Below are 17,482 nucleotides of genomic sequence, written 5' to 3' on the forward strand. Positions count from 1 at the left end.
ACTACTTACCTACTTTTAACACTTCTACTTCAAAAATTAAATCTGATTTCCCAGGAATAGGTCCAAACTTAACATCTCCGTATCCTAAATACGATGGAATAAATAAACGAACCTTATCTCCTTCACTCATCGTTTTTAAACCTTCTTTAAATCCTGCAATCAACGGATACTTTTCATTGTCAATTGTAAAAACAAAAGGCTCACCTTTATCAATACTTGAATCTATTCTTCTTCCATCTGCTAAATACAATGTGTAATGTGCTGTAGTTGGAAGTGCAGGATTAACTTTTTTACCTTTTCCTTGTTGTAAGGATAAGATTTTTAATCCTGAATTAGTTGTAGTAGCCTCGTTGATTCCTTGCTCTTTTTGATACTTTTGTTTTAATTCTTCAAGCTTTTGTTTGCGTTCAGCTTCTTTCTTCTCTACATTTTCTAGTTCATGTTCAAAAACCGATGCCGCATTAAACTTTTTTGCTTTATCTCCAATTCTTAAAATCTCAACTTTTTTGATGTAGTCACCTTTCTCAATCGTATCAACCACTGGTTGTCCTTTTAAAACACGACCAAATACTGAATGACCACCATCTAACCAAGGAGTTGCTTTATGAGTGATAAAAAACTGACTTGAATTGGTTACAGGTCTCGAGTAGTTTGCCATTGATATTACTCCTGGACCATCGTGTTTGTATAAAAACTCTCCGTTTTCATCCATTGGAAATTCATCTGCAAAAACATAACCAGCATCTCCACTACCTGTACCAGTTTTATCACCTCCTTGAATCATAAAATCTTTGATTACTCGATGAAATTTAGTTCCGTCATAAAAAGGTTTTCCTTTTAGTGAATCTGTCATTTTAGGATGTGTACCTTCACTTAAAGCTACAAAATTAGCTACCGTCATTGGTACCTCTTTTTCAAACAACTTTACTAAAATGTCTCCTTGATTTGTTTGAATATCTGCATACAATCCGTTTTCTAAATCGGCATATTTGGCAGATTTACACGATACTACTGCTAAAAGTACGACTAATAAATACTTAAAAACTTTCATGTTTTGGGGTTTTAAACAAAAAACACCAACGTTTTATGTTGATGTTTTTTAATATACGAATTTAATCTTTTTTAGTGTCCGTGTCCGTCTCCTTTTGAGTGACCTTGCTCTAATAACACTTCTAATAATTCAACTTCAAAAACTAAAGCTGAAAAAGGCTTGATATCTTTACCTCTTTGTTGTGCTCCGTAAGCTAATTCTTGAGGAATGAAGAACTTGTATTTTGCTCCTGGTTTCATTAACTGTAAACCTTCTGTCCATCCTTTAATAACTTGGTTAACTCCAAACTCAGAAGGCTCTCCTCTATCAACAGAACTATCAAATACAGTTCCGTCTGTTAAAGTTCCATGGTAGTGAACTTTAACTCTAGAAGTTGCACTAGGCATCTCACCTTCACCCTCTTTTAATACGATATATTGTAAACCACTATCGGTAGTTTTAACTCCGTCTTTTGTTTTGTTAGCTGCTAAAAATTCTTCTCCTGCCTTTTTGTTATCTCCAAATTCAACCTCTGCTTTTTTAGCTTGTTCTTCTTGCATTTTTTTCATTTTCTCCTGTTGCTTCTTTTGAAAAAATGCTCTTAAAATATTATTGATATCTTTAGATTCAACTAATAAGTTCGTAGAATCCATTCCGTTTTTAAATCCTTGAACGAATAAATCTTGATCCATTTCATCAAAATTCATTTTAATTTTATTAGCCATGTCTAAACCTAAAGCATAGCTTACAGTATCTACCTCTGTTGCTAATGAACTTTTTTCTTTAAACTGACCATTACTACAAGATACAATTGATAAACCTACCACTGTAGCTGCTAAGATATTAGTTAATTTCATTGTTTATTTATTTTGATTTTATATCGATTAATGTTACTGTACTTTGTATTGGCTGATTTACAGCTACTTTGTTTCCATCTCCTGTTACCCCAAAGGCTCTATATGACGGAATTACAAATGTAATAGTTTCTCCTTTTTTCATCAACTTTATTCCGTCTTGTAACGCAGGAATAAAATCTTCTTTATCTACTTTATAGCTTCTTTCTTTCTTTTCATACAGAATTTCGCCTGTTAAAGCTGTAATATCGTACGACAATAATACAACATCTTCTGGTTTTGGAGTAGCCAAATCTAAAGTATCTTTAGTTTCGTAATAATACCAATAACCGTTAGGTGAAATTTTATATTGCTTAATCGTGTCTTGAGCAATCCACTTTTCTAAACGACTCTTCTCTAGTTCGTTTAACTTTTTATTTTCTTTAAGAACTTCTTGATAAAAATTTGTTGTTGCATGCTTTTTTGGTCTTCTTGCTTCTGGTTCTTTGCAAGAAATTGCAACAAAAATAATTAACAGAAAAAAGACTACCTTATCCTTCATACGAGTTTTCTAGTTCTTGTTTATACGAAGATAATAACGATTTAAACTGTGCAATCGTATCTTCCATACTTTGTTCACTTTTACCTCCTGCAGCGTTATCATGACCACCACCATTAAAATAATTACGTGCAAATTGATTTACAGAAAACTTTCCTTTTGAACGGAATGATATTTTTACAATTCCTTGTTCTTCATCCTCTATAAAAATAGCTGCAAATACAATTCCTTTCAAAGATAATGCATAATTTACAACTCCTTCTGTATCGCCTTTTTCGTAATTAAAACGTTTTTTCTCTTCTTCTGATAAGGTTATAAAAGCTGTTTTAAATTCAGGTAATACTTTCATATTACTCAAAGCTTGTCCTAACAGCAACAATCTGTTATACGAATTTGCATCGTGTACATTGCTATGGATTCTATCGTTTTCAGCACCTTTATCAATTAAATCGGCAATAATTCGATGTGTTGTACTGGTTGTAGAACGAAAACGGAACGAACCTGTATCGGTCATAATTCCTGTATACAAACAAGTAGCAATATCTTTATCAATCAACACAACATCTCCCATCATTTCTATAAAATTATACACCATTTGACAGGTAGAAGACATAGATGTATCTGAATACATATACATAAAATCATCAGGCTGCTGGTGATGATCTATCAAAGCAAAATCATTTTCGTATTGCTCTAAGGTATTTTGCATATCGCTTCCTACTCTATGCAATGCGTTAAAATCTAGTAGGAAAATAATATCTGATTTCCCTAACGCTTTAACCGATTGGGTATTTTGACGATCAAAACGTTTTACCGTTTCAGAACCCGGAATCCAATGTAAAAACTCTGGATATTCATTCGGCATTAACACTTGTGTCGTGTGTCCTTTCTTATCAAAATAATGTTTTAATCCTAAGGTAGATCCTACCGCATCTCCATCCGGATTACGATGACCAATAATCACTATATTTCTAGGTTGTGATAAAAATTGCTGTAGTTCTGTAAAGTGTTTTAAAATCATAAACGGCGAATATACAATTAAATTAAAAAAAATATGTAATTTCGCGCCGATTTGTGCGAAGCCGCAAAGGCAAAAAATATACATACATAAACTACAGAAAATTATAATAATGGCAACAAATAGAACTTTTACAATGATTAAGCCAGATGCTGTTGAAAACGGACATACTGGGGCAATTTTAGAAAAAATTAATGCTGCGGGATTTAGAATCGTAGCCATGAAAAAAACTCAAATGACTAAGCGTGATGCTGAGACTTTTTACGGAGTACACAGCGAGCGTCCTTTCTTTGGTGAATTAGTAGAGTTTATGACTCGTGGACCAATCATCGCTGCAATTTTAGAAAAAGATAACGCTGTTGAAGATTTTAGAACTTTAATCGGTGCTACAAACCCAGCTGAAGCTGCTGAAGGAACTATCCGTCAGCTATACGCTACTTCTATCGGTGAGAACGCTGTACACGGTTCTGACTCTGATGAGAACGCTGCTATCGAAGGTGCTTTTCACTTTTCTGGTAGAGAAATGTTTTAATTCTTTGCTAAAAAGAAATTATATAAAACTCGTTACAGAAATGTAGCGAGTTTTTTTATAAACTAAAGTTTTTCTCCTCTTGATAATTAACATTTAAAAAACTAACTTCGCTATCGGACGATATCTCATCATTAAAACGAAGGATATCTTGACCATTACCTGCAAGCTAAAAACAAATATTAAGAATGACAAAAAACATTACACTTCTGATTTTAATATTAATTATTTCAAGTTGCTCTGCACAAGAAAATTTCAAAGATTATTATTATCAAATAGGAACAAAAAAGGAAATCAAAGTTTACAAATACGTTGACAAAAACAGTCCGAAGAATATAGAATATTGGAAGGTAACTACAAACCCAAAAACGAATAAAATTATGACCGAATCTTTCACTACTGATTTTAGACTTTATAATATATTCGAAGAAGAACTAAAAACTGATGGAGCGCAAATAATTCGCTACGCAGATTTTGAGGTTAATGACAATGGGCAAAATACACGTATTTCCGGAACAATAGTCGATAAAGATGTTTATAAATGGAATGACAATAATAAATATATTTATTCAGTAAAATATACGAGTCCAAAGTATGGAAATGAGCAATTCATAAAAGAACGAACTAAAAGTGGTTTTGAAAATATAACTGTTAGCGGAACTGAATACTCAACTTTAAAGTTTAAGGATGAATACGAGATTAAGTCACTCGAAAATGACCAGAACTATGAATTTTATCAATTTACCTATTATGCAAAGGGAATTGGAATGGTAAAATACCAAAGATATCATCCAAACGGAACAACTATTGAATTAGAATTAACAGAAATCCTAACTGAAAAGGAATTTGATGAACTGAAAGAAAAAGCCAGCAGGTAACAACGGCTATAATCCATTGCTTGTTGGTTAACTAAATGAAAAAACATTACTTTTATACAAGCTACGATTCCTACTCCGAAATTCTGCCGAATTTCTTCACAACGAAATCATATCCAAACCGATAGTGAAACATCAAAAATTACACCAACATCAGTTTTTTCACCAACTCCTCACCCATTTCTTCATTTATCATTCGAATAATTTTCTCTTTACCATAGCTCAACTCTTCTCTTAATACAGAAGAAGACAAACGTACAATTAAAGTGCCGTTTTGCAATTTAACTTCACTGGTATATGATGTCACACCAGCACCTAGTAACTTTTCCCAAGCTTCTTCAATATGCTTTTTTTGAAAGCCTTTTTTCAAGTTATTCTCTTGAATAAAATTTCCCATTAAATCTTTTATCGAAAAACTGTCGTTTTCTCTCTTTGCCATTTTATAATCTTTTTTGTCATTGCGAATAAAATGAAGTAATCTTTTTATTCAAATTAGAGATTACTTCGTCATTCTGACTCGTAATGACGTATGCTTATAATTTAAAAATCTGATACTCTTGGTTACTTTGCTTAATTACATCTTCGGTACGGTCGGCATGTGTATCCGTAATAAAAATCTGCCCAAATTCATCGCTATTTACCAAATCAACTATTTGAGCTACTCTATTTTCATCCAGCTTGTCAAAAATATCATCTAGTAATAAAATTGGTGTAACGTTCGATTGTTGTTTTATAAACTCAAACTGTGCCAATTTTAAAGCTATTAAATACGATTTTTGCTGACCTTGTGATCCGAATTTTTTAATCGGATGTTCTTCAATATCAAAACTCAAATCGTCTTTATGTACACCTGCTGATGTGTATTGTAATATTTTATCTTTCTCTAAATTTTGCTGCAATAACCTTTCCAAATCCATTTCGTGCAACTGACTCTTATAACGCAGATTTACTTTTTCATTTGCCCCAGAAATAATTTGATGTTTTGCATTAAAAATAGGCACAAACTTTTCTAAAAAAACTTTTCGTTTATTATAAATAACCGTTCCATATTCAATTAACTGCTCATCATACACCTTCAAATTCAACGCATCAAAAGTTCTGTTTGCTGCAAAATATTTTAATAGTGCATTACGCTGACTTACAACTCTGGCATACGAAATTAATGCTTGCAAATATTGTTTATCCTGTTGAGAAATAACGCCGTCTATAAACTTACGACGTGTTTCACTTCCCTCTACAATTAAATCTCTATCGGCAGGCGAAATTATTACCAAAGGAAGCTGACCTATATGCTCTGAAAACTTTTCGTACGCTTTTCCGTTTCGCTTCAATATTTTTTTTTGACCTCTCTTTAACGAGCAAATTATTTTTTCTTGTCTATCGTGTAACAGGTAATCTCCTTCAATCATAAAAAAATCTTGACCATGGCGAATATTCTGTCCTGCAATCGAATTAAAATAACTTTTTGCAAACGACAAGTAATAAATGGCATCCAATACATTTGTTTTTCCAATACCATTATTACCCACAAAACAATTTATTTTCTTTTGAAAATCAAAAGTTTGCGATTCAATATTCTTAAAATTGACCAATGATATTTTCTGCAAATACATGAATAAATGTTGTTTCAAAAAAGAAAGCGCAAATTATCGAAAATTTTACGAAAAATCGGTTTTTAAAATCCAATTAAAAAAACTATTTTTGTCGCCACTAATTTTTAAGCAATTATGGCTACATATAAGAAAAGAGGTTATAAACCTAAGAAAGAAAAGGTTACACAAGAAGTAGAAGAAACGTTTGATGAAACGCAAAGTACTACCGCTGAAGTATTTAATACTTTAGACGAAACTGCGAACAAATCAGAGCAATGGATTGAGAAAAACAGCAAGCCATTATTTTACGGATTGATAACTGTTGCAGCTTTAATTTTACTTTATTTAGGATACAATAAATTTATTGCTGAACCTACGCAAAAAGAAGCTTCTAACGAGTTAGCGCACCCAAGAGTTTTATTCGATGAAGCTATGAACTCTGCTGGAGCAAAAGCTGATTCATTATTCAACTTGGCTTTAATAGGTGGTGTAAACGGTAAATACGGATTTACTGATATTGCTGATAAATTTAGCGGAACAAAAGCAGGAAACTTAGCAAACTACTATGCAGGTGTTTCTTACTTAAAAATGAAAAAGTACGAAGAAGCTATCGAGTACTTAGGTAGTTTTTCTTCTGATGATGCTATTTTAGGCCCAACAGCTTTAGGTGCTATTGGTGATGCTTTTGCAGATATTAACCAACCAGAAGATGCTTTAGAGTACTACGAAAAAGCAGCGAACAAAAAAGACAATCAATTTACAACTCCTTTATTTTTATTCAAAGCAGCTCAAATTGCTATGGACTTAAAGAAGTATAGTAAAGCTGAAAGCTTATACACAACCATTAAAGAAAAATACGCTGATTCTGATCAAGGTAGAGATATTGAAAAATATATCAACAGCGCAAAATACGCTCAATAATAAAAACTTCGTCATTACGAGTCAGAATGACGAAGTAATCTTTTAAACAGATTGCTTCACACATTCGCAATGACAACTATAAATTATGGCAACAACAAATTTATCTTATTACGATAAAGCTTCAATCCCAAATGCGAAACCTTTTCGATTTGGGATTGTTGTTTCAGAATGGAATCCTGAAATCACTCAAAACCTTCACAAAGGCGCTATTGAAACATTAATCGATTGTGGGGCAACGCAAGAAAACATAATTTCTTGGGATGTTCCTGGTAGTTTCGAATTAGTGTACGGATGTAAAAAAATGATTGAAACACAAAAACTAGATGCTATCATCGCTATTGGAAATGTGATTCAAGGTGAAACTAAGCATTTCGATTTTGTTTGTGATGGTGTAACACAAGGAATTGTTGATTTGAATATTAAATACGATGTTCCTGTAATTTTTTGTGTGTTGACAGACAATACGAAACAACAGTCTTTAGATCGTTCTGGAGGAAAACTAGGAAACAAAGGAATAGAATGTGCTGTAGCAGCAGTTAAAATGGCAGCGATTAAAAATCAAGACCGAAACTCAAACTCGGTAGGTTTTTAATTATTTCTAGATATAAAACAACATAAAAAGCGTCAAGATTTTTAGAATTTTGGCGCTTTTTTAACTTTAATTTATTCACATTTTTTGACCACCTCTTTATAATTCAGTAACTTTGAGTTTCGTCTTATTTGGTGTGATTTTTGTTCCACTTAAGCTATTATAAAGCAACATTTTTATGGGATTTATCAGAAGAGAAAATAAAAAATTCGATTACAAACCTCGTTATTATCAAGGAGAAGGAAATCCTTATGAGGTTAAACATAAATTTGACGAATATAGAACTACAGTTGGAAAGAGAAAAAACTTAAAAGGAAAGTTTAATGCTGCACTCGATGATTTAAAAGAATCTGGTTACAAATTCAACAAAACTATTGTAATTATTGCGTTGCTATTAACACTCGCTTTTTTGTTTATTATCGATTTTGATCTTTCTATCTTTTTTTCAAAAAAAAATTAAATGTCAGATATCATACAGTTACTTCCTGATCATGTTGCGAATCAAATTGCTGCGGGAGAAGTGGTTCAACGTCCTGCTTCGGTAGTAAAAGAATTGATTGAAAACGCTATTGATGCAGGTGCTACATCCATCACTTTATTGTTAAAAGATGCAGGAAAAACATTAATTCAAGTAATTGATGATGGAAAAGGAATGAGCACTACCGATGCTCGTTTAAGTTTTGAGCGTCATGCAACTTCAAAAATTAGAGAAGCGCAAGATTTATTCAACCTAAACACCAAAGGATTTCGTGGAGAGGCATTAGCATCAATCGCAGCGATTGCTCATGTTGAGTTAAAAACAAAACAAGAAGATGCCGAGTTAGGTACGCAAATAAAAATTGAAGGAAGCGAAATAGTTTCTCAAGAAGTTGTTTCCACAGCTAAAGGAACAAGTATTGCTGTTAAAAACTTATTTTTTAACATTCCTGCACGTCGTAATTTTTTAAAGTCTGACACCATTGAAACGCGTCATATTGTTGATGAATTTCAGCGTATTGCCTTAGCTCATCCTAATATTTCTTTTTTATTACACCATAATAACAACGAAGTATATCATTTAAAAAAAAGCAACTTACGCCAACGTATTGTATCAATTTTCGGAGCTAAAATGAATGAAAAATTGGTTCCTATTAACGAACAAACCGACATTATTACCGTAAACGGATTTGTTGCTAAACCTGAGTTTGCTAAGAAAAAACGTGGTGAGCAGTTCTTTTTTGTAAATGACCGATTTATTAAAAGTTCGTATTTAAATCACGCAGTAGTTAATGCGTTTGAAGGTTTGTTAGAAAATGGTTCACATCCGTCGTATTTCTTGTATTTAGAAGTACCGCCTAACACAATTGACATCAATATTCATCCGACAAAAACGGAAATAAAATTTGACAACGAAAAAGCGTTGTATGCTATTTTACGTGCTACTGTAAAACACAGTTTAGGTCAGTACAATGTTGCTCCTGTGTTAGACTTTGACAGAGATGCTACTTTAGACACTCCGTACGATTATAGTAAAAAAAGTTCTTCTTCTGTCCCACCAATCACGGTTGACCCAAACTTTAATCCGTTTAAAACAGAAACAAATTACAAAGAATCGTCAAACTCTGTTAGTGCTTCTAGTAGTAACAACACACACAGCTATCAATCCAATTTTAAAAAAGATACTGGAAATTGGGAAGCGTTGTACACCAATGTAGATACTTTTGAACCGATTCAGCAAGAACAACTTTTTGAAACCGAGCAAGAAACTGAAACAGGAAAGACCTTTCAAATTCAAAAAAAATATTTATTAAGCTCTATAAAATCAGGTGTTGTATTAATTCATCAATCGTTAGCACATCAACGTGTTTTGTATGAAGAGTTTTTAGAAAACATCACTGTAAAAGAAGCCAGTAGCCAGCAATTATTATTTCCTGTGAACATTTCATTTTCTTCATCAGATATTGAAATGATTTACAGTATAAAATCTGATTTAGAAAGTGCTGGTTTTATGTTTGATGAATTCACTAAAGAAAGTGTAGTTATTGCAGGAATTCCAACTTCAATAACCGAGAGTCAAATCACGCTTATTTTAGAGCAGTTATTAGACGATATAAAATTAGAAGTTCCCGATACTAGCTTTAGCCATTTTGATGTGATGGCAAAATCTTTTGCAAAATCGTTGGCTATAAAAACAGGGACCACACTAAATAGCAAAGAACAAGAAAACCTAGTTAACAACTTGTTTTCTTGTAAAGACCCAAACATTTCACCTTTTGGTAAACCTACATTTAAAACCTTAGCTTTAAATGAAATTGATGCCATTTTTAATAAGTAAACAATATGCCTAGATTAACGCAAGCCATAAAGCATTTAATAATCATAAACGTGATTTTATTTTTTGCTCCACAGTTATTAAACATGGATTTGACCAATCTATTTGCATTGCATTATCCTAAAAACGAGCATTTTGGTTTTTGGCAATATGTTACGCATATGTTTATGCACGGAGGTACTGCTCACTTACTTTTTAACATGTATGGTTTGTGGGCTTTTGGTACTCCATTAGAACAAATGTGGGGGCGAAATAAATTTTTATTCTTTTATTTTTCCGCAGGAATTGGCGCTGGATTAATTTATACACTTGCTAATTATTATCAATTCAACGGAATCTACGAACAGTTAATAACAATGGGGATCTCACCTAATGAAATTCAAAACATTTTAGATTCTGGACAATACAACAACAATTTAATTACCTTATCGAATAAAACTATGAGTGAGTTTTATAGCTTGTATCACACACCTGCTGTTGGTGCTTCAGGTGCTATTTACGGTGTATTAGTTGCTTTCGGGTTAACTTATCCTGATGCTAAATTAGCGTTGATTTTCTTCCCTGTTCCTATAGCTGCAAAATATTTTATTCCTCTAATTATCGCTAGTGATTTATTCTTTGGAATGACAAAATACTCTATAGGAAATGTTGCACATTTTGCACACGTTGGTGGGGCTATTATCGGATTTATAATCGCTTGGTACTGGAAAAAGAACCAGTTTAAATTCCGTTAATTTAGGATATTGATAAAAAAGCTATTGAATATGAATGTACTTGAAAACTTAAAATATCGTTTTAAACATGCTGGTATTGTTGAAAAACTTATTTATGCAAACTTAGCAGTTTTTTTGTTGGTTCATATTGCCAATGTTTTCAACTTTTTCTTTAAATCAAAAAACAACTTCTTAGTTGAATGGTTTGCTTTACCTGCCAATTTTGACGAGTTTATAACAAAACCTTGGACGATTATCACTTATGGTTTTTTGCACACTAGTTTTTTACACATTTTACTTAACCTTATCGCGTTATTCTATATTGGGCATTTATTCAAACAGTATTTCACTTCAAAACAATTACTGAATTTTTACCTGCTAGGAACACTGTTTGGAGGAATCATTTTTATAGCTAGTTATAATTTCTTCCCGGTTTTTTCTAACGAAATAAACATCAGTGTTTTATTAGGTGCATCCGCAGGAATTTCCGCTATTTTTATTGGAATAGCTACTTATATGCCTAATTATGAATTAAAATTCCCTTTAGTCGGGTTTGTGAAACTTTGGGTTTTAGCTTGTATTTGGATTGCTATTGATGTAATACAAATTCCTGCAGGAAATGCAGGTGGGCATTTAGCTCATATTGGCGGCGCTATTTTAGGTTTCTTTTATGTAAGAAGTGCTAGTAATAAAGAACTAGGTATTTTTAAATCGATAAAACAACTTTTTATTAAAAAAGAACGTAAACTAAAAACAGTTTATAAATCTGGTAATAAAACTTCTTCTAAAAGCGTTAATAAAACAAAAAACCAGCAAGAAATTGATGCTATTTTAGATAAAATCAGTAAATCTGGTTATGACACGTTAAGTAAAGAAGAAAAAGAATTTTTATTCAAACAAGGAAAAAACTAATACATGAAAAGGAACTCTTTGGTAAATAAGTTGTTGTTTTTTATCAATTCATTAGTTGCTACAGCATTATTGCTGTCGTATATACTTCCTTTTATATCGCCAAAAACAATTCCTGCTTTTGCTGTTTTTAGTCTTTTTGTTCCGTTGTTGGTAATCATAAACTTACTTTTTTTAGGATACTGGTTGTTTAAACTACATAAAAACGTATTGCTTTCTTTATTTGTTTTGGTAATCGGAGTTTTTATCTCCACTCCTCTGATAAAGTTTTCAGGTAAAGAAGTTATTCTGAATGATGACATTAAAGTTATGAGTTTTAACGTGCGTATGTTTAATCATTATAAATGGAACGAGGACGCTACAACTGAACAACAAATTTATACCTTTATCAATAACCAAAGTCCTGATATTATTGCACTACAAGAGTTTTATCACTCTAAATCGTTAGACATTAAACTTCCATATAAATACATTAAAACAAAGTCTAAAACCAATAAATTCGGACTTGCAATTTATTCTAAATATCCTATTATAAATTCAGGTTCTTTAGATTTTGAGCATAGTGCCAACAACACCATTTTTGTTGATGTTTTAAAAAACAAAGACACAATTCGAGTGTACAACGTGCATTTAGAATCACTAAAAATAAATCCGAATAAAGAAAATTTCGGAGAAAAAGATTCTGAACGTTTATTTAAACGCTTAACCAACGGTTTTAAAAAACAAGTAGATCAAACCAATCGCATTTCACAGCATGAAGATGTTTGGATAGGTAAAAAAATAGTATGCGGTGATTTTAACAACACCGCCTATTCTTGGGTGTATAAGCAATTAGCTAAAAATAAAAAAGATGCTTTTATTGAAGCTGGTATAGGACTGGGAAAATCGTTTAGGTACACCTACCCTATGCGAATCGATTTTATTTTAACTGATGAAAATGCTACTATAAACCACTTTAAAACATTTAACAAACTAAATCTTTCCGATCATTATTCAATAATGACGCGTTTACATTGGTAGTTAGTTCAAAAAATGTACTTTTACCCAAACCAAATTAAAGTATATGAAACATTTCGATGTTGCCGTTATTGGTAGTGGACCATCTGGCGCTTCAACAGCTTTTCACTTAGCTCAAAAAGGAATTTCAACAGTGATAATTGAAAAAGAAACCTTACCACGTTATAAAACTTGTGGTGGCGGGTTTGTTTTTAGAGGTCGTAAAGATTTACCTTTTAGTATTGATGAAGTTGTTGAAAAAGAGTTTCATACGGTAGATATTTATTTAGGGAACAAACTTCATTTTAGAACCGAAAGAGAAGAGCCTACTATTTCAATGATTATGCGCGATTCTTTTGATAACCTTATCACCCAAAAAGCAAAAGAATTCGGAGCAACTTTATTAGAAAATCATAAACTAACTGGTTTATCTTTTTCTGATGATGTAATTACTTTAGAAACATCTCAAGGTGCATATACAGCTAATTTTGTAATTGCTGCCGACGGAGCTTTAAGCCCTACAGCTAAAATGGCTGGTTGGAAAGAAGATACTCGAAAGTTAATTCCTGCTTTAGAATATGAAGTAGAAGTTCCTCAAGAAGACTTTGAGCGTTTATCAAAAGAAGTTCGTTTTGATATTGATGCTATTCCTTACGGATATGCTTGGAATTTCCCTAAGAAAAATCATTTATCTATCGGAGTAGCTTCTGCAAGAAGAACTAAAATCAATCTAAAAGAATATTATCAAGAGTATTTAAAAACTATTGGTGTAACCAATATTATTAACGAATCTCAACACGGATTTCAAATTCCTGTTTCACCTCGTACAGACGGATTTGTTAAAAATAATGTTTTTTTAATTGGTGATGCTGCTGGTTTTGCTGACCCTATTACCGCTGAAGGAATTTCAAATGCTATTTATAGCGGTAAACTTGCTGCTGAAGCAATTATAGAAAGTGAACAAAACTCTGAAATTGCTAAAAAAATATACGAAGAAAAACTTTCTGAAAAATTATTACCAGAAATAGAAACTGGTTTATGGCTTTCAAAATGGTTTTATGAACAAAAAACCGTTCGTAATATTTTACTTAAAAAATATGGGCAACGATTTAGTGAAGCTATGGCTGATGTTTTTCATGGAAAAAGAAGTTATCCAACCAATGTAAAACAACGTATCAAAGAAAAAATTAAAGAATTAGTTTTTTAATAGGATGCAGTCAATTTTTTGACTGCATTTTTTATTTCAGAAACTATATGCTTTAACAAGAATTTAAGAATTAAAAATTTATATAGTTAGGATCACTAACTATATTTGTAAAGAATTTAAAATCTATTACAATTATGAGTAAGTCTATTTTTTATCATGCGGGTTGTCCTGTTTGCGTTAGTGCAGAACAAGACATTATTAATTTAATTGGTCAAGACAATGTTGAAGTTGTTCACTTTGGTGAAGACAGAAATAGAATTTCTGAAGCTGAAAATGCGGGTGTTAAGTCTGTACCAGCTCTAGTAACTCCTTCTGGAAATGTTCTTCACATTAACTTTGGAGCATCAATGGAAGATGTAAAAGGGTAATTTTTTTGCACAGTAAAGTTAGGATTCCTAATTTTACTGTGTTTTCTAACTTAATTAAATTAATTATAATGAATGTAGCTGTTTGGGACACTTATGTAACTAAAAAAGACGGAAATATAATGCATTTTGACATTATCGTACCATCAACAATAAAAGACACTAGTACTATTTATAACTATGGAAAGCGGTATCTGAAACTAAAAGGTTTACAAAACCTTGAATTAACTTCAAAAGAATGTGTATTTTGCCATATAGAAACCCTAAAACCAGAATGGGAAAATTCTATAAAAGAACACGGGTATTTTATTTACGAAATGGAAAACTGTAATTAATGAAATCTCCTTTTAACTTAGAGCAACAAAACAATTCAATTGAAAGTAAAATAGTAGTAGCCTTAGAAAGAATTTCTGAAGCTTTTAGAGTACTTCTTTGGAATGAAAGTAAAGAAAACTCATTAAGCCCAATTCAAATTCAGGTTTTAATTTTTTTACGTTTTCATTCAGAAGAAAAATGTAAGGTAAGCTATTTGGCAGATGAATTTAACATGACAAAAGCTACAATAAGCGATAGTGTTCGAGTTTTATTGAAAAAGGAATTAATTCAAAAATTTGACAATCCAAACGATACAAGAAGTTATTTAATTGGTTTAACTGAACAAGGAAAACTACTTGCTGAAAAATCTTCTAACTTCACTTTTAATATAGAAAAACCGCTTAATTCTCTTCCTGAACAACAAAAAAAGGAGATTCTTACGGGTTTATTAAAAGTTATATATCAATTAAATCAATCAGGAATCATTACTATTCAAAGAATGTGTTTTACTTGTTCTTATTATCAAAATGAGAATAACGAGCACTATTGTAAGCTCATGCGAACTAAACTCACCCAAAAAGAATTGAGGGTAGATTGCCCTGAACATGAATTGAAAATTTAGTTCTTTTTAACTTTTCTTAAATCCAATAAATCAATCGGATTAATTCCCAGTCCTTGCACATTTCTTTGTCTAAAACGAATTACCTCATCGTAATACAACGGAACAATCGGAGCTTCTTCAATAATAATACTATCCATTTTTTGGTACAACTTATAACGTTTTACAACATCAACTTCTTTGATAGATTGTTCATATAATGCATCAAAATCTGCATTCTTAAAATGGGTATAATTAGGTCCGTTGGGTGTAAAATTCTTGCTATAAAATAACGATACATAATTTTCTGCATCTGGGTAATCTGCAATCCAACTTGCTCTAAAAATTGGCAATTTACCACTCGCCTTTCCTTGACGTAATGTTGAAGGCGGAATTACATCAACCTTAGTTTCTAGTCCGATTTTTTGTAATTCTTTTTGAATAAACTCACATAAATCTAAATAGTTACTGTTCGTGGTAATTGTTATTTGAGGATTGGTATTTCCTGTATCTTGTATATATTGAGCAACTAAACTTTTAGCTTTTTCAGGTTGATATGAATATCCTTTTTGATTATTAAAAGAAGGTAATCCGTTAGGGATAAATCCACTAGTAGCAGGGGTTCCAATACCATTTCTAAGAAACTTAACCATTTTCTCACGGTCAAATCCGTAGTTAATAGCTTGACGAATTAATTTAGACTTTGTTGGTGTTTCTTCTTCTCCGTCTAAGTAAATCCCTAAGTATTCAGTGTTCAAATATGCTCCGGTTTGCATTTCAATCTTATCAGCATATTTTTCTTTTAAAGTTCCATCTGTATTTAAAATATCGTCTTTATAAGAAGCGTCTAAACTTTTCATAAAATCGATATTCCCCTGAATAAATTGTAAAAATTCACTTTGTTTATCGGGTAAAAAAGTAACAGCTACCGCTTCTAAATAAGGTAATTGTTTTCCTTCTCCATCTTTTTCAAAATACAACGGATTTTTACGCAACACCAATTTGGTGTTTTCAACCCATAATTTAAATTGAAAAGGTCCTGTACCAATAGGGTTTGCTCTAAACGTGTTTCCAAAATAGTCAACAGCTTCTTTAGGAACAACTGAACAGTATTTCATAGCCAACAATCCTAAAAAAGGCGGAAACGGTTGTTTTAACTGCATGGTAAAAACAGAATCATTTTCCGCTTTAAAAGAATCTACATTTTGTAATACCCAACCTCCTGGTGATGCTACGTTTTTATCTAATAATCGATTAAAAGAATATTCAAAATCACGAGCATTTACTTTTCTTGTAGAATCTTTTCCGAACAACAAATGTTTATGAAAAAACACATCATTTCTTAAGGTAAACTGATACTCTTTTCCATCTTCAGAAATTGTCCAACTTTTTGCAATAGCGGGTTTTACATGCAAACTATCATCTAATTGAACTAAACCGTTGTACAACTGATTAACTCCCCAAATATTTCGCTGATCTTTCGCAAAAGCAGGATCTAACGATGTAATATTTGAATGTTCATTATATCTGAAAACATCTGTATCTAAATAACTAGATTTTTTCTTTGAACAAGAAGAAAGTAAGACTAAAGCTAGTAAAACTAGACTACTTCTTTTTACGTTTATTTTTATAATAGGCTTTATCTGCAATGTAAATTACTTTAGAAACTTCAGCAAAAACCACGGATGCGTCTTTGTTAGTTATTTTTATTTCTTTAATTAAATCTATTTCTTTTTCGGCAACAACTCTACTTTTTATTTCTGCAATTTCTTCTTCAGTAAAAATAAAATCGACATAACCATCTTGGATAGCTGGTCGTTTAAATTTTATGTTCGCTTCTTTATCCCAAACCACGTAATCGTTACCAAGAATATGCATAAGTTGAATCATAAAAACCGGATCAGTAGCAGAGAATAAACTTCCGCCAAAAATAGAGCCTACATAGTTTTTGTTTTTATACGATATCGGAATTTTTACCTGAGCTTGTAATAAATCGTCTGAAACAGCATGTATCTTTCCTGTTGATCTTCTGTACATCGGAGAAATATTAAAACCATACTTAAAAATGGTGCTCTCTTTAAAATATTTTCTTAAAATTTTTGATAGTGCTGCATACATAAGT

At 31.9% G+C, this 17,482-nt stretch carries 22 protein-coding genes; 13 read left to right on the forward strand and 9 right to left on the reverse strand.

What is annotated here, in order from left to right; translation table 11 throughout:
* Position 1: 1 nt before the first annotated feature.
* The 4 genes from ACKTST_RS08940 to ACKTST_RS08955 form a co-directional block, all read right to left on the reverse strand.
* Positions 2 to 1,051 (reverse strand): peptidylprolyl isomerase, encoded by a 1,050-nt coding sequence (locus tag ACKTST_RS08940; protein WP_408047417.1) that lies wholly within the window; start codon positions 1,049 to 1,051, stop codon positions 2 to 4.
* Positions 1,052 to 1,122: 71 nt separating this feature from the next.
* Positions 1,123 to 1,887 (reverse strand): FKBP-type peptidyl-prolyl cis-trans isomerase, encoded by a 765-nt coding sequence (locus tag ACKTST_RS08945; RefSeq protein ID WP_408047418.1) that lies wholly within the window; start codon positions 1,885 to 1,887, stop codon positions 1,123 to 1,125.
* A gap of 7 nt (positions 1,888 to 1,894) precedes the next feature.
* Positions 1,895 to 2,425, reverse strand: a complete 531-nt coding sequence (gldI, locus tag ACKTST_RS08950) for a gliding motility-associated peptidyl-prolyl isomerase GldI (protein ID WP_408047419.1) — start codon at positions 2,423 to 2,425, stop codon at positions 1,895 to 1,897.
* The gene (locus tag ACKTST_RS08955; protein ID WP_408047420.1) at positions 2,415 to 3,443 is read right to left on the reverse strand and encodes a DHH family phosphoesterase; all 1,029 of its coding nucleotides are present in this window, start codon (positions 3,441 to 3,443) and stop codon (positions 2,415 to 2,417) included. Before ACKTST_RS08955 ends, gldI begins: the two co-directional genes overlap by 11 nt.
* Positions 3,444 to 3,552: 109 nt before the next feature.
* On the opposite strand from ACKTST_RS08955, the gene ACKTST_RS08960 reads away from it, so the two are divergent.
* Both ACKTST_RS08960 and ACKTST_RS08965 read left to right on the forward strand, forming a co-directional pair.
* Entirely contained in the window at positions 3,553 to 3,972 is a 420-nt protein-coding gene (locus ACKTST_RS08960; protein ID WP_028892988.1) for a nucleoside-diphosphate kinase, read from the forward strand.
* A gap of 185 nt (positions 3,973 to 4,157) precedes the next feature.
* Positions 4,158 to 4,847 carry a hypothetical protein gene (locus ACKTST_RS08965; RefSeq protein WP_408047421.1) on the forward strand — a complete coding sequence of 230 codons (690 nt, stop codon included), beginning with the start codon at positions 4,158 to 4,160 and terminating at the stop codon, positions 4,845 to 4,847.
* A 139-nt stretch (positions 4,848 to 4,986) separates the two neighbouring features.
* Here the strand turns inward: ACKTST_RS08965 and ACKTST_RS08970 are convergent, their stop codons facing one another.
* Positions 4,987 to 5,283 carry a DUF721 domain-containing protein gene (locus ACKTST_RS08970; RefSeq protein ID WP_408047422.1) on the reverse strand — a complete coding sequence of 99 codons (297 nt, stop codon included), beginning with the start codon at positions 5,281 to 5,283 and terminating at the stop codon, positions 4,987 to 4,989.
* Between the two features lie 94 nt (positions 5,284 to 5,377).
* A complete protein-coding gene (gene recF, locus ACKTST_RS08975) occupies positions 5,378 to 6,457 on the reverse strand; it encodes a DNA replication/repair protein RecF (RefSeq protein WP_408047423.1) in 1,080 nt (359 codons plus the stop codon).
* A gap of 114 nt (positions 6,458 to 6,571) precedes the next feature.
* Here recF and ACKTST_RS08980 point away from each other — a divergent pair, with 114 nt between their 5' ends.
* The 6 genes from ACKTST_RS08980 to ACKTST_RS09005 all read left to right on the forward strand — a co-directional run bounded on the left by ACKTST_RS08980 (position 6,572) and on the right by ACKTST_RS09005 (position 11,882).
* Positions 6,572 to 7,357 carry a tetratricopeptide repeat protein gene (locus tag ACKTST_RS08980; RefSeq protein WP_408047424.1) on the forward strand — a complete coding sequence of 262 codons (786 nt, stop codon included), beginning with the start codon at positions 6,572 to 6,574 and terminating at the stop codon, positions 7,355 to 7,357.
* Between the two features lie 85 nt (positions 7,358 to 7,442).
* A complete protein-coding gene (gene ribH, locus ACKTST_RS08985; RefSeq protein ID WP_408047425.1) occupies positions 7,443 to 7,949 on the forward strand; it encodes a 6,7-dimethyl-8-ribityllumazine synthase in 507 nt (168 codons plus the stop codon).
* Positions 7,950 to 8,124: 175 nt separating this feature from the next.
* On the forward strand, positions 8,125 to 8,406 hold the full coding sequence (locus ACKTST_RS08990; protein WP_408047426.1) for a riboflavin synthase subunit beta: 282 nt from the start codon (positions 8,125 to 8,127) through the stop codon (positions 8,404 to 8,406).
* Positions 8,407 to 10,260, forward strand: a complete 1,854-nt coding sequence (gene mutL / locus ACKTST_RS08995; protein ID WP_408047427.1) for a DNA mismatch repair endonuclease MutL — start codon at positions 8,407 to 8,409, stop codon at positions 10,258 to 10,260.
* Positions 10,261 to 10,265: 5 nt separating this feature from the next.
* A complete protein-coding gene (locus ACKTST_RS09000; RefSeq protein ID WP_408047428.1) occupies positions 10,266 to 10,991 on the forward strand; it encodes a rhomboid family intramembrane serine protease in 726 nt (241 codons plus the stop codon).
* A 30-nt stretch (positions 10,992 to 11,021) separates the two neighbouring features.
* Positions 11,022 to 11,882: a rhomboid family intramembrane serine protease gene (locus ACKTST_RS09005; RefSeq protein ID WP_408047429.1), complete on the forward strand. Its 861-nt coding sequence runs from the start codon at positions 11,022 to 11,024 to the stop codon at positions 11,880 to 11,882.
* Here the strand turns inward: ACKTST_RS09005 and ACKTST_RS09010 are convergent.
* Positions 11,879 to 12,181 (reverse strand): hypothetical protein, encoded by a 303-nt coding sequence (locus ACKTST_RS09010; protein ID WP_408047430.1) that lies wholly within the window; start codon positions 12,179 to 12,181, stop codon positions 11,879 to 11,881. The two genes, ACKTST_RS09005 and ACKTST_RS09010, sit on opposite strands and share 4 nt — an antisense overlap.
* A 7-nt stretch (positions 12,182 to 12,188) precedes the next feature.
* On the opposite strand from ACKTST_RS09010, the gene ACKTST_RS09015 reads away from it, so the two are divergent.
* The 5 genes from ACKTST_RS09015 to ACKTST_RS09035 all read left to right on the forward strand — a co-directional run bounded on the left by ACKTST_RS09015 (position 12,189) and on the right by ACKTST_RS09035 (position 15,384).
* The gene (locus ACKTST_RS09015) at positions 12,189 to 12,899 is read left to right on the forward strand and encodes an endonuclease/exonuclease/phosphatase family protein (protein ID WP_408047431.1); all 711 of its coding nucleotides are present in this window, start codon (positions 12,189 to 12,191) and stop codon (positions 12,897 to 12,899) included.
* 43 nt (positions 12,900 to 12,942) lie between these two features.
* A complete protein-coding gene (locus tag ACKTST_RS09020) occupies positions 12,943 to 14,082 on the forward strand; it encodes a geranylgeranyl reductase family protein (protein ID WP_408047432.1) in 1,140 nt (379 codons plus the stop codon).
* Positions 14,083 to 14,216: 134 nt separating this feature from the next.
* Positions 14,217 to 14,450 carry a thioredoxin domain-containing protein gene (locus tag ACKTST_RS09025; protein ID WP_408047433.1) on the forward strand — a complete coding sequence of 78 codons (234 nt, stop codon included), beginning with the start codon at positions 14,217 to 14,219 and terminating at the stop codon, positions 14,448 to 14,450.
* A gap of 68 nt (positions 14,451 to 14,518) precedes the next feature.
* Positions 14,519 to 14,782, forward strand: a complete 264-nt coding sequence (locus tag ACKTST_RS09030) for a DUF2024 family protein (protein WP_408047434.1) — start codon at positions 14,519 to 14,521, stop codon at positions 14,780 to 14,782.
* A complete protein-coding gene (locus ACKTST_RS09035) occupies positions 14,782 to 15,384 on the forward strand; it encodes a MarR family winged helix-turn-helix transcriptional regulator (RefSeq protein WP_408047435.1) in 603 nt (200 codons plus the stop codon). The genes ACKTST_RS09030 and ACKTST_RS09035 overlap by 1 nt, the downstream gene beginning before the upstream one ends.
* Here the strand turns inward: ACKTST_RS09035 and ACKTST_RS09040 are convergent.
* Positions 15,381 to 17,003, reverse strand: coding sequence for an ABC transporter substrate-binding protein (locus ACKTST_RS09040; protein ID WP_408047649.1), 1,623 nt, complete (start codon positions 17,001 to 17,003; stop codon positions 15,381 to 15,383). The genes ACKTST_RS09035 and ACKTST_RS09040 overlap by 4 nt on opposite strands.
* Positions 16,966 to 17,478: a PaaI family thioesterase gene (locus ACKTST_RS09045; RefSeq protein ID WP_408047436.1), complete on the reverse strand. Its 513-nt coding sequence runs from the start codon at positions 17,476 to 17,478 to the stop codon at positions 16,966 to 16,968. The genes ACKTST_RS09040 and ACKTST_RS09045 overlap by 38 nt, the downstream gene beginning before the upstream one ends.
* Positions 17,479 to 17,482 lie beyond the last annotated feature (4 nt).

This window comes from Tenacibaculum crassostreae, assembly GCF_964512405.1.
In the GTDB taxonomy this organism is placed as follows: domain Bacteria; phylum Bacteroidota; class Bacteroidia; order Flavobacteriales; family Flavobacteriaceae; genus Polaribacter; species Polaribacter crassostreae.